Source organism: Shewanella decolorationis S12 (assembly GCF_000485795.1).
Classification (GTDB): Bacteria; Pseudomonadota; Gammaproteobacteria; order Enterobacterales; family Shewanellaceae; genus Shewanella; species Shewanella decolorationis.
The window spans coordinates 1-11798 of the sequence record NZ_AXZL01000036.1 but is presented as its reverse complement, the minus strand read 5'-3'; the positions used below and the strand labels follow the sequence as shown (position 1 = coordinate 11798).

Sequence of the window (11798 nt, the reverse complement as noted above, 5' to 3'; positions counted from 1 at the left end):
AAGTGTGCTTGTGTGATACGCTTATGGCCCAGTATCCCACAGATTAGTATTAAGATTCACATTAGTTTTTTTGATTAGAAAGACTTCGGATAAGCTGAGCTTAATGAGTGGCGAGTGAATGTCGATTTTATCGGCAAAATAATCGATTTTGAGCAAAGTATGATGGCGAATGGCTCGCTTTTCGGGAATTTTTGTGAACCCAGTGGCCAGTATCGCTATGGTTATTTTTTGAGTATGAATAAGAATTTTTAGGGAGAAATATGAGTTATCTAATGCTGGATCTGCTGTCTTTAGAGGTCAGTGAGGCTGAAGCTGAGATGCTGCGCCATCCGCAAGTGGGCGGTTTGATCCTATTTTCTCGCAATTTTGCCAGCCGTGAGCAATTAATCACCTTAGTGCAACAGATCCGCCAAATTCGTCCTGAGATTTTGATTGCCGTTGACCATGAGGGCGGACGAGTACAGCGTTTTCGCGAAGGTTTTACGCTTATTCCGGCCATGGGGGATATTTTGCCGGCGGCCAAGGGCGATATGGTTCTCGCTAAACGTTGGGCCTGTGAATTAGGCTTTTTAATGGCCATCGAATTACTTGCCTGTGACATCGACTTAAGTTTTGCGCCCGTGCTCGATCTTAACGGCATTAGCCAAGTGATCGGCAAACGTAGTTTTAGTGCAAAGCCCGATGAAGTGATTGCGTTAGCGCAGAGTTTTATAGAGGGTATGGCCGAGGCGGGCATGGGCGCTGTGGGTAAACATTTCCCCGGTCATGGCAGCGTGGCGGCGGACTCCCATATCGCGCAACCTATCGATGAACGTGAAGCTGAGGCGATTTTTAATCATGATATTTTGCCGTTTAAAGAGTTGATTGCTAGAGGTAAATTATCGGGCATTATGCCAGCCCATGTTATTTACCCTAAAGTTGACCCTAATCCTGCGGGCTTTTCAAGCTACTGGTTAAAGCAGATTTTGCGCCAAGAGTTAGGCTTTAACGGGGTGATTTTCTCCGACGATCTAGGCATGAAGGGCGCTTCCTTTGCGGGGGATTATTTAGGCCGCGCCCAAGCTGCGTTGGATGCGGGCTGCGATATGATTTTGGTCTGTAACGATAATCCGGGCGTCATGTCACTGTTAAATGGCTTTGTGTGGCCCGCCGCGGCGCCACAACATCCAGCGAGTTTACTTAAACCCAATGCGGCGCAAACTGCTATCGCATTAGAAAACGCTAGCCGTTGGGAAAATGCCAAGCAGCTGGCTGAGCAAATCCTGCTCGCACAACAGGCAAAAGTTTGATGTAGCGCAAGGTTCTGCAATGAATATTTGCTAGGGTTAGTGACATGCGCCGTGTTTGGCAGATTGTTAAAAGGTCTCAATATGATTTTTTATCTTCATGGATTCGATGCAACTAGCCCTGGTAATCACGAAAAAATGCGTCAGTTGCAGTTTATTGACCCTGATGTACGGCTTATCAGCTACAGCACTTTGCATCCCAAGCATGATATGCAGCATTTATTGAAAGAGGTCGCCAAGCAAATGCAGTATAGCGACGATTCTGCACCATTAATGGTTGGAGTTGGCTTAGGGGCGTATTGGGCAGAGCGAATTGGCTTTTTAAACGGGTTAAAGTCGGTGTTAATCAATCCCAATCTTCATCCTGAAGAGACGATGCAAGGGAAAATTGACCGCCCCGAAGAGTATGCTGATATTGCCAATAAGTGTGTCTCTGAGTTCAGGTTGAAGAATACCCATAAAGCCATGTGTATTTTGTCTCGCATGGATGAAGTGCTCGACAGTGAGGCTAGCGCCGCGGCGCTTAAGCCTTATTACCCCATAGAATGGGACGAGACGCAGCCCCATAAATTTCCGCAGTTAGCTGCACATCTTCCTAAGATAAAAGCCTTTAAATTAGGCTAATGTTTAACTTGTTTGTCCTGTGGTCATTTCTTGTGAATAAAAGTGCTTATCGCCGCTCATCTTGGTGGTAAGGGCTTTAATATTCGCGCTTTTTCTATCCCGCGTTTTAGGGCGTGTTGAGGTTTTGAGATTAGATTATGTTCGTTCTGGCATGCATGTGCTCGCGCAACGAGGAATGATGTGTCGTTATTCTACTCAAATGACGAGCGCCTCTTATAACAGAAAGTAAGAGCAAGGGCTTGCCAGACGAATCCGTCAAAAATAACCCTGAAACGTCAACACGTCCTAACCATCACATTTATCTGTCTACTAGATTTGCAAATTGTTGCCTCCAACGGATAAATTCAGCCAACAATTTATGCCAATATTTGGAATGGTTGACGGTATATATTGTTAGTTTGGCTGATTATTTCAGCAAAAAGCATTAAATTCCCCCTATTTTTATGGCGGTATCTATCATTTTGTTGAAATTAATAATGAATTGTGTAAAGTAGCCGCTCTTAATAGTTTGTTACAAAATGCTACAAACTTTTATGCCAATTAGTCCATTTATGGACAACCTTTTGCGTATGTCGCCCGACACAGCTAACAGCGGTCTCGTTAGCTGTTTTTTTATGCCTACTTTGTTGTGTTTCACTTAAAAATCCATCATTTACTCATGCTTAAGCCCAACCAAGTTGAAAACTCGGCTATGCTTAATCTCGCATAACAATAACAAACTCACCTTGTTCAGGAGACGAAAATGAAACGGGTGCTGATCCGATTGATGGGAAAAGTGCAGGGCGTAGGTTGTAGACATGCGACTTTGACTAAGGCTCGAGCTTTGGGCGTGACGGGTTATGTAACCAATTGCGCCGATGGCAGTGTTGAAGTTCTTGCCCAAGGTAGTAATCCGGCGGTGGATAGTCTTATCGCTTGGTGCGAGGTGGGCGTGCCTTGTACCGACGGGTTGACGGTAACAGTGGAAGAAGACCAAGGTGATGATATTTACTTGGATTTTTCGATAGTGCGCTGATGCTCTTTGCTTTGGTGAGCATGAGTACTTATTTACTCCATTGAGACAATAAAAAAGCGGTATGCATGGCATAACCGCTTTTTTACTTGCTCTAAGCCCATTGGTTTTAGGCGTTAGGTTGCGCCATCTTACGGATTTGGATCACCATGCCCATTTCGGGATGATCGAGATAATGGATCTCATCACTTTTCACTCGGCGATTTTGCTCCAACGGAATAGACATTAAATAAGGCGTCATCACTTTTGCTGGGGCCGCAGCAGTATTTGTTGCGTTCATGCTCGCCTCATCGGCTGCCACAGGCATTAATTTGTGGCCTTCTTTACGCAAATTAAGCGCGGTTTCGATGTACAGATAATGGCTAAGATAAATATTGAGTGTGCCATCGAGTTGCCATACGGGAGAGGGCGATAATGGCGCTGATGTTTCTGTCATCATGCCTGTCGTGCCGTTAGTGCCTTGCATAGCGCTTGCCATGGCTTGCTGCACAATTTGACGACCATCGAAGTGATAACTGGCGGAATAATCCTTACCCGCAAACAGGCGAATGGGCACTGAGCCACTCTTGCCCATCATAGGTTGTTGCCATGTCATATGCAGTAAGCTGCGGTTACCACGCTCTCTCGATAGGCTGTTGATAATACTTGCAAATTGGCCTTGGCTGCTGGCGAGTAACACTGGGCCTGCGCCGAGCGTTGCATAGGCCTGACTCGCGCTGCCGATTTCCGATGGGATCACAGTTGGATAGCGATAACTGGTCACCGCATTTGAGTTTGCAGTGCTTGGGCCAGAAATGGCCAAGGCGCTGCCGTTAGTCAACTCGGTTGTAGCGTCCGCATTCGTACCTGTGGTCGTGCTTTCAGCGCAATGGCTATTGGCATCGGCGTCATATACTAAGGTGCAGGGGGCCGATTCATTGCCCATGGAGATCACAGCCTGACCCACAACCGGTGAAATGAGATCGATTGCGCGGTTGGTTTTGGTCTCAATTGGCGCCATCGGCCATTGCTCGGTCGATTGGCTTTGGCGTTCAAAAATATAGACTTCAACCTCGAACCAAGCTTCAGCACGGGCAAGTGAACTGTGTGAAAGTGCAATAAGTGTAGCGATAGATACCGCGAGTTGACGTAACACTATTTATCTCCAAGACGATGTTGCGATAGTTGTTCGAGCAAGAGTTTGACCAAAGCGAGCCTATCTTTTGCCGTTTCGGCATTGAGGATGAACTTTAACTTATTCGGCCCATCCATTCGATAGATTTGTGGCTGACTTTGCAGTAATCCGATGATAAAGCCGGGATCAATCACATGATCATCGCTAAATTCGATGCTGCCGCCCTTGGCATGTACCTCAATTTTAGTCGCCCCCAGCCGAGTTGCCTGATGTTTATATAAAGTCATTTCCATCAGGTTTTTGGTGGCATCGGGCAGCAGACCGAAGCGGTCGATAAGCTCAACTTTGAGTTCATCTAAGGCTTCTTCACTGTCACAACTGGCGATGCGCTTATAGAGTGACAGGCGAATATTCACATCACCGACATAGTCTTCCGGCAACAGCGCTGGGATCCTTAGCTCCATTTCACATTGCTGATTGAGCATTTGTGCCAGCGATGGCTCTTTACCCTGTTTGAGGGCCTTGACCGCCGCCTCTAGCATTTCCATGTAGAGGCTAAAGCCGATTTTAGAAATATGCCCGCTCTGTTCATCGCCTAAGAGTTCACCCGCGCCGCGGATTTCTAAGTCTTGGGTAGCGAGCATAAAGCCAGCGCCTAAATCTTCGAGGGCATCGATGGCTTCGAGACGTTTGCGAGCATCGCTGGTCATGCGTTTAGGATGCGGTGTCATCAAATACGCATAGGCTTGATGGTGTGAGCGACCGACGCGGCCACGCAGCTGATGCAACTGAGCTAAGCCGAAGGTGTCGGCACGTTCGATAATAATCGTATTGGCACTCGGGACGTCGATACCGGTTTCGATAATAGTGGTACAGACTAACACGTTGAATCTTTGATGATAAAAGTCCGACATCACCCGTTCAAGATCCCGCTCACGCATCTGGCCATGGGCCACCACGACCCGCGCTTCAGGTAGCAGTGTGCTGATATCTTGGGCGCATTTCTCTATGGTTTCGACATTGTTGTGCAAATAATATACTTGGCCACCACGAAGGATTTCACGCAGTATGGCCTCTCGCACGGTGGCGGGATCGGATTCGCGCACAAAGGTCTTCACCGCCAAACGCTTAGCGGGAGGCGTGGCAATAATCGATAAGTCGCGCATCCCCGACATCGCCATGTTTAAGGTACGGGGAATAGGTGTGGCGGTGAGGGTCAGAATATCCACGTTGGCACGTAGCGCTTTTATTTTTTCCTTCTGACGAACGCCGAATCTGTGTTCTTCATCGATGATTAGCAGGCCTAAGTTTTCAAATTTTGCCTCGGATTGCAGCAGTTTATGGGTGCCAATCACAATATCGACTTTGCCTTCTTCGAGCAGTTTCAGCACTTGGGTCTGCTCTTTGGCGGTTCTAAAGCGTGACATCACCTCAATCACCACGGGCCAGTCGGCAAATCTGTCCTTAAAGTTTTCGTAGTGCTGCTGGGCGAGTAGTGTGGTAGGCACCAGCACAACCACTTGTTTACCCGCATTGACCGCCACAAAGGCGGCGCGCATCGCGACTTCGGTCTTACCAAAGCCCACATCACCGCAGACGAGGCGGTCCATCGCGACGGGGGATTGCATATCGGCGAGCACGGCATGAATCGCGCTTTCTTGGTCGACGGTTTCTTCGAAGGGGAAACCCTGGGCGAATTGCGCATACTCCTCGTCGTTAATGTCGCAGCTTTCACCGGGACGTGCTTGGCGACGGGCGTAGACATCAAGCAGCTCGGCGGCCACATCGCGGATTTTCTCGATCGCTTTGTTTTTTGCTTTGGCCCAAGTGTCGTTACCGAGTTTATTAAGGTGAGCCTCGCCATCGGCGCCGACACTATAGCGGCTGATCAAATGCAGGTTAGACACTGGCACATAGAGTTTATCGCCGCCCGAGTATTCCAGCTGTAGGTATTCGGCCACTAATCCGCCGGTATCTAAGGTGACTAAGCCTTGATACAGCGCCACGCCGTGCTCTAAGTGCACAATTGGCTGGCCGACTTTAAGCTCGGCTAAGTTTTTGATCAGGGTATCGTTACTGATCTGGCGTTGTTTTTCGCGGCGGCGCTGCTGGGAGATGCGATGACCAAAGAGTTCGGTTTCGCAGATGATGCTGACGGCGGTTTGCTTTCCTAGCCCGAGTAAACAACCACGGGAGAGGGGAGATACGATTAAGCCAAGTTTGGCATCGCTTTGAATAAACTCATCAAAATGGCCGAATAACGCTGGTTTTAACTGGATTTTAGCTAAGAGCTCGAGCAAGGCTTCGCGGCGACCTTCCGATTCGGCACTAAATAACATCCGCGGCGCATGCTCGGCGTACTCTTGCAGCGCAATCAGCGGTTGCTTTAACTTGTGATTAGCGCTCACCTCGGGCAACACACAGGCATCAATCTGCACTGCGCCTGCGACGGCATCGGGTTGCGGCGCAGTAAACTGATAGCGAGGCAGCGGCTTAAAGGCGGCAAATAATTCTTCAATCAGTAAATACAGCTCTTTAGGTGCCAACAGCGGCCGCAATGGGTCGACCCGTCTGTCTTCATAGCGGGTTTCCACCTCTTGCAAATGTGCACGGGCGGACTTTTCGATATCGCCTAAGGTGACTAACTGAGTGTCCTTCGGCAGGTAATCGAACAGTGTCGCGATCTCATCGAAAAACAGAGGCAAATAGTTCTCAATGCCGGCGGGCATCAAATTGCGGCTCACCAATTGATAAACCGATTCTGGTTCTTTAACGATCACCTCAAAGCGGCGGCGATAACGTTGCCTAAAACCTTCAATGGCGCCGCTGTCGGTAGGGAATTCCTTAGCAGGTAATAGGCGCACCGCATCGACTGGAGTGGATGAGCGCTGGGTTTCAGGATCGAAATGGCGAATGGTCTCGACTTCATCATCGAACAGTTCGATACGCAGCGGCATATTCACGCCGGTGGGGAAGATATCGAGAATCGAGCCACGAATGGCAAACTCGCCATGTTCGTACACCTGTTCAACCAAGTGATAACCCGTGTCGGTTAACTGCTGGCGCACATCATGGAGCTGATATTTATCGCCCTTTTTCAGCACAAACACATTGGAGCTTAAATAGGATTTTGGTGGCAAGCGCATCATCAGCGTTGTCACCGGCACTATCACTACGCTGTGTTCGGCTTGGGTGATTTGCGACAGGGTTTCTAAACGCTGGGAAATCAAATCCTGATGGGGCGAAAAACTGTCGTAGGGCAGGGTTTCACGGTCAGGGAACAGTCGCACCTTAATAGCGCTTTTAGCTAACAAGTAGTTGAGCTCTAACTCGATACTCAATGCCGTCGGCGTATCACTGGTTACAATCAGTGTCGTGCCCTTGTGTTGGCGAACTAGGCTGGCGAGGGTAACGGCTTGACCAACCCCTGCGAGACACGACAGGGTTTGCATTTGAGTTCCATTTTTGACAACGGGCGGTGTTAGGGCTGAAATTTGTGTCATTGGCGTGGGATAAACTGATTCATTCACAATAAGTTGCGTTCATTGTAGTGACTTGGGCGCTAGGGTGCCAGCAAAAACGCTAGCCTTTATTGACGCTCGTCACGGGCCTGTTTACGCAGTTTAAGTTGTTTTTGTTGCACATTGAGGCTGGCTTTAACCAGTTGCTCCACATCTGCATCCAGTATTTGACTAAACTCGAGGTCAACGAGATAGGGCAATGCGGCATTGGGGCTATGTACTTGCTGCCCATCGGATTGGCCTTCCTGCGAAACTAAGCAGGCTGTGACCTTGGCAAAACATAAAATGGCGACCAATTCTTCGTGGATAAATAAGGTCACCTTATATTGGCGGCCAAGGGGGAGGGCCTCATTGCTCATTAGGCGAATGCCGCTGCCACCGAACTGACAACCGCTAAATTTATCGCCCTCTTGCACTTCTTTTTCGAGCACATGCTGCAGGACTAAATCGACCTTGCGGGATTGGAGCTTGAGAAAGTCCACCACCACCTTGGCTTCGTTGTCTAAATGCCGCAGTTGCAGCAGGCAACTGGCCTCGAGTGCTTTGACTTCGCTCAGTAGCTGGATCCCTAAGGATTGCATTGATCTTAAAGCCATTTCACTGGGTAGTGGCTGGTTTTCGTCCCAGAGGCTTAAGTAAGCGGTGAAGGGATGAGGCACACTAAAATACGGATTGGTGTCAGTGAACAAGGCTTGCCTCTTTATTTATAGGACCTAAACCCCTATTATCGTGCCCATCTTTATGATTTAGCAAGTTCAGCACACAGGACGCAGCCCTCTTTCAATGGATCTTCGATTTCCTCTCTACGTTGGTTACCGTTATTGGCGGGCCAGAAAAGCAAACGCCTTTGCTTCTTTTATTACCTTATTTGCCGTTTCGGGCATTTTTTTGGGGGTGGCGGCCTTGATAGTGGTCAGCTCGGTAATGAATGGCCTCGAAGGGCAATTAAAGCAGCGCATTTTAGGTGCCGTACCTCAATTGACTGTGGTAACTGAGACGCCCTTAAGCGATTGGACTATACCTGCGGACAAACTCAAAGCCTTACCGGGCGTGCAGGGCGTGACGCCTAGCGTGTCGACCCAAGCCATGGTGCAATCGGCGGCCAATATCCGCGCCGTACAAGTATTTGGGGTGTTTCCTGAGCTTGCAGAAAAACTGTCTATGGTGGCGCAGCATACCTATTCGGGCGCATTTAACGAGTTAATCAGTGGCCAATATAAAGTCATATTAGGCAGTGAGCTTGCCCGCCAATTAAAGGTTAGCCCGGGTGATACCGTGCGCCTGTTAAGTGGCGATGGCGTAGTGTATTCGCCGCTTGGTCCAGTCCCTAGCCAACGTAAGTTTTTAGTGTCCGCCGTGTTTGAGATGGGCTCACAGGTGGATGCAGGCGTCGCATACATTCATTACCAAGATGCCAAGCGTTTAATGCGCCAACCGAGCGATGAAATCAATCAGTTAAGGCTGTATCTGAGCGACCCATTTATGGCGCCCGCACTGGCTAAGGATGTAAAGCAGGTGCTTACCCAGCAGGGGATTGAGGCGACAACCAGTGATTGGCGCGACACCTATGGTCATCTGTTTAGTGCCGTGAAGATGGAAAAAAACATGATGTCGCTGATGCTGAGCCTGATCGTGGCCGTGGCGGCGTTTAATATAGTGTCAGCGTTGGTGATGATGGTGGTGGATAAAACCACCGACGTCGCGGTACTCAAAACCCAAGGCTTACGTACCTCGGCGGTGATGGGCATTTTTGTGGTGCAAGGTTTATTGAATGCTGTCTTAGGTTTAGTGCTGGGGCTGGTGGTCGGCATTCTGCTCACCCTTAATTTAAATGGCATTATGGCGACCTTGGGGATTTCCATTTTAGGCACAGGACAAGTGCTGCCGGTTAAATTAGAACTGGGACAATTGTCGATGATTATTGTCGGCACCTTAGTTGTAACCTTAGTGGCGACCCTTTACCCCGCATTGCGAGCGGCGCGGGTGCAACCTGCCACGGCGCTGCGTTACGAATAGCTGCGATGTAACAAATTAAAGCGTCGCTCCCATGATGAGAGACGTGTTTGGACATGGGTTTATCCATGTATTTAGAATCAATAGCGAGAATCTCAATGCAAGACGTGTTACTGCAAGTGCAGGCGGTGAGTAAGAGTTATCACGATGGCGATGTCACTACTCACGTGCTGACTGAGGTGGATTTACAGGTATTTAAGGGCGAGCAACTGGCGATTGTCGGTACCTCTGGCTCGGGCAAGAGTACGCTGCTGCATATTATGGGCACTCTAGATAAACCTTCTGCTGGCAAAGTCTTGTTAGCGGGTGAGGATTTATATCAGGTGAGCAGTGCCCGTCAGGCGCAGATCCGCAACCAAGATTTAGGTTTTATCTATCAGTTCCATCACCTTTTGCCCGAATTTAGTGCACTGGAAAATGTGGCTATGCCAGCGTTTATTCAAGGCAGAGACCGCGCTCAGGCTCAGGCTGATGCCAAAGTGTTGCTCGAGAGAGTCGGCCTTGGGCACAGAATGCAGCATATTCCCGCCGAGCTTTCGGGCGGCGAGCGTCAACGGGTGGCAATTGCCCGGGCGCTGATCAACAAACCCAAACTCGTGCTGGCCGATGAACCGACGGGAAATCTCGATGCCAAGAGTGGCGAGGCGGTGTATGAGCTGATCCGCGAATTAGCCAATCAACTTGGTACGGCGTTTGTGGTGGTCACCCACGATCCCAAATTGGCGGCGCGGATGGACAGACAACTCACCATGAAGAATGGTTATCTGCAAGCTGTCGCGGAACACGCCCAATGAAAGGACCATTAGCCCTCTCCATTGGTTGGCGTTTTTATCGTGCGCGCCAATCGAATAGTTTTATTAGCTTTATCTCCTTCGCATCGACTGCGGGCATTGCGCTCGGGGTTGCGGTGCTGATTGTGGTGCTTTCCGCCATGAATGGTTTCGAGCGCGAGTTAGAGCAGCGCTTGTTAGGCGTTATCTCCCAAGCCGATGTGGTTGGTGTGAATGAGCCGATTGCCGATTGGCGAGCGGTTGAACAAACCGCTATGCAGATTGAAGGCATTACGGCGGCGGCACCTTTTATTAGGATGCAAGGATTAGTACAAAAGCCCGGTGGTTTTCAGGGGCTTGCCGTTGTGGGAATCGATCCTGAGCAAGAGGCAAAAGTCTCGACCCTCTCGCAATTTATGTCGAAAGAGACTTGGCAAGGCTTGAGCGAGGATGACAATCACATCGTCCTCGGGGAGAGTCTGCTGAAAAAGTTAGGCCTTGAGGTCGGCGATACCCTCGCTTTGTATGTGCAAGATCTTGATCCTGAACATGCTGGCAGTTTACGGGCAGCCAAGAGCCATCGCTTTGTGGTGTCGGGTGTGTACCGTTTAGGCGGCGAGCTTGAGTTAACCACGGCGTATATTCCGATGCGCTATGCGGCGAATATCCTGAATTTACATCAAGGTGTGACGGGTGTTCGCATCAGTGTGGCACAGGTGTTTGATGCGCCAGCGAAAATTCGCGAGCTGGGTTATGCCTTAAACCAGTCTGTTTATATTAGTGATTGGACGCGTACCCAAGGGCATTTATACCAAGATATTCAATTGGTTCGTACTATTATGTATCTCGTGTTGGTACTAGTGATTGGCGTGGCCTGTTTCAATATTGTCTCAACGCTTGTCATGGCGGTGCGGGATAAAGCCAGTGAAATTGCCATTCTGATGACCATGGGATTAAGCCGCCTATCAGTGATGGGGATTTTTATGGTGCAAGGCGCGTTAAATGGCCTTGTGGGTTGTGCCCTTGGCGGTGTGATTGGGATTGCGACAGCGATTAATCTCAGTGCTATCGCCCGTGGCATTGAGCAGTTGCTCGGGATTCAACTCCTGTCGGCCGATGTGTATTTTGTGGATTTTCTGCCATCAGAGCTACATATGACTGATGCCGGTTTAGTGATTGCCACGGCGTTTGTGATGAGTCTTATCGCAACCCTGTATCCCGCGTGGAAGGCGAGCCAGATTGGCCCTGCGCAGGCATTGGCGGGTAGATAGAAAATCTTTAAGCCGACAAGTACGAATATCCAAAGCAGAAAAACGAAAGCAGAAAACAAAAAGGCCAGTGAATTCACTGGCCTTTTTAATATGCGTTTGACCAGTCCTAAATAGCGTTGACACTTTTCAAACTCATTTTGGAGAGTGTAATGACTTCAACAATTAAACGAACTCAACGCGATTATTC

At 49.2% G+C, this 11798-nt stretch carries 9 protein-coding genes; 6 read left to right on the top strand and 3 right to left on the bottom strand.

Annotated elements, in window-relative coordinates; genetic code table 11:
* The first annotated feature begins 260 nt into the window (after positions 1-260).
* The 3 genes from nagZ (at position 261) to SHD_RS01460 (ending at position 2925) form a co-directional block, all read left to right on the top strand.
* Entirely contained in the window at positions 261-1289 is a 1029-nt protein-coding gene (gene nagZ, locus SHD_RS01470) for a beta-N-acetylhexosaminidase (RefSeq protein ID WP_039977111.1), read from the top strand.
* A gap of 81 nt (positions 1290-1370) precedes the next feature.
* On the top strand, positions 1371-1910 hold the full coding sequence (gene ycfP, locus SHD_RS01465) for an alpha/beta hydrolase YcfP (protein WP_023265520.1): 540 nt from the start codon (positions 1371-1373) through the stop codon (positions 1908-1910).
* 742 nt (positions 1911-2652) lie between these two features.
* Positions 2653-2925 (top strand): acylphosphatase, encoded by a 273-nt coding sequence (locus tag SHD_RS01460; RefSeq protein ID WP_023265519.1) that lies wholly within the window; start codon positions 2653-2655, stop codon positions 2923-2925.
* 106 nt (positions 2926-3031) lie between these two features.
* Here the strand turns inward: SHD_RS01460 and SHD_RS01455 are convergent, their stop codons facing one another.
* From SHD_RS01455 to SHD_RS01445, 3 genes are all read right to left on the bottom strand, one after another.
* Positions 3032-4057: a peptidoglycan binding protein CsiV gene (locus SHD_RS01455; protein WP_023265518.1), complete on the bottom strand. Its 1026-nt coding sequence runs from the start codon at positions 4055-4057 to the stop codon at positions 3032-3034.
* Complete coding sequence (gene mfd / locus SHD_RS01450) at positions 4057-7539, bottom strand: transcription-repair coupling factor (RefSeq protein ID WP_023265517.1); 3483 nt, start codon at positions 7537-7539, stop codon at positions 4057-4059. The genes SHD_RS01455 and mfd overlap by 1 nt, the downstream gene beginning before the upstream one ends.
* Positions 7540-7625: 86 nt before the next feature.
* Complete coding sequence (locus SHD_RS01445; protein WP_023265516.1) at positions 7626-8246, bottom strand: hypothetical protein; 621 nt, start codon at positions 8244-8246, stop codon at positions 7626-7628.
* Positions 8247-8340: 94 nt separating this feature from the next.
* Between SHD_RS01445 and SHD_RS01440 the strand changes: the two genes are divergently transcribed.
* The 3 genes from SHD_RS01440 to lolE all read left to right on the top strand — a co-directional run bounded on the left by SHD_RS01440 (position 8341) and on the right by lolE (position 11611).
* Positions 8341-9573: a lipoprotein-releasing ABC transporter permease subunit gene (locus SHD_RS01440; RefSeq protein ID WP_023265515.1), complete on the top strand. Its 1233-nt coding sequence runs from the start codon at positions 8341-8343 to the stop codon at positions 9571-9573.
* 95 nt (positions 9574-9668) lie between these two features.
* The gene (gene lolD / locus SHD_RS01435) at positions 9669-10364 is read left to right on the top strand and encodes a lipoprotein-releasing ABC transporter ATP-binding protein LolD (RefSeq protein WP_023265514.1); all 696 of its coding nucleotides are present in this window, start codon (positions 9669-9671) and stop codon (positions 10362-10364) included.
* Positions 10361-11611, top strand: a complete 1251-nt coding sequence (lolE, locus tag SHD_RS01430; protein ID WP_023265513.1) for a lipoprotein-releasing ABC transporter permease subunit LolE — start codon at positions 10361-10363, stop codon at positions 11609-11611. The genes lolD and lolE overlap by 4 nt, the downstream gene beginning before the upstream one ends.
* Positions 11612-11798 lie beyond the last annotated feature (187 nt).

Excerpts from the sequence above, each read along its gene's own strand:
- nagZ (WP_039977111.1), top strand. The coding sequence starts at position 261 with ATGAGTTATCTAATGCTGGATCTGCTGTCTTTAGAGGTCAGTGAGGCT.
- ycfP (WP_023265520.1), top strand. The coding sequence starts at position 1,371 with ATGATTTTTTATCTTCATGGATTCGATGCAACTAGCCCTGGTAATCAC.
- SHD_RS01460 (WP_023265519.1), top strand. The coding sequence starts at position 2,653 with ATGAAACGGGTGCTGATCCGATTGATGGGAAAAGTGCAGGGCGTAGGT.
- mfd (WP_023265517.1), bottom strand. The coding sequence starts at position 7,539 with ATGACACAAATTTCAGCCCTAACACCGCCCGTTGTCAAAAATGGAACT.
- SHD_RS01440 (WP_023265515.1), top strand. The coding sequence starts at position 8,341 with ATGGATCTTCGATTTCCTCTCTACGTTGGTTACCGTTATTGGCGGGCC.
- lolD (WP_023265514.1), top strand. The coding sequence starts at position 9,669 with ATGCAAGACGTGTTACTGCAAGTGCAGGCGGTGAGTAAGAGTTATCAC.
- lolE (WP_023265513.1), top strand. The coding sequence starts at position 10,361 with ATGAAAGGACCATTAGCCCTCTCCATTGGTTGGCGTTTTTATCGTGCG.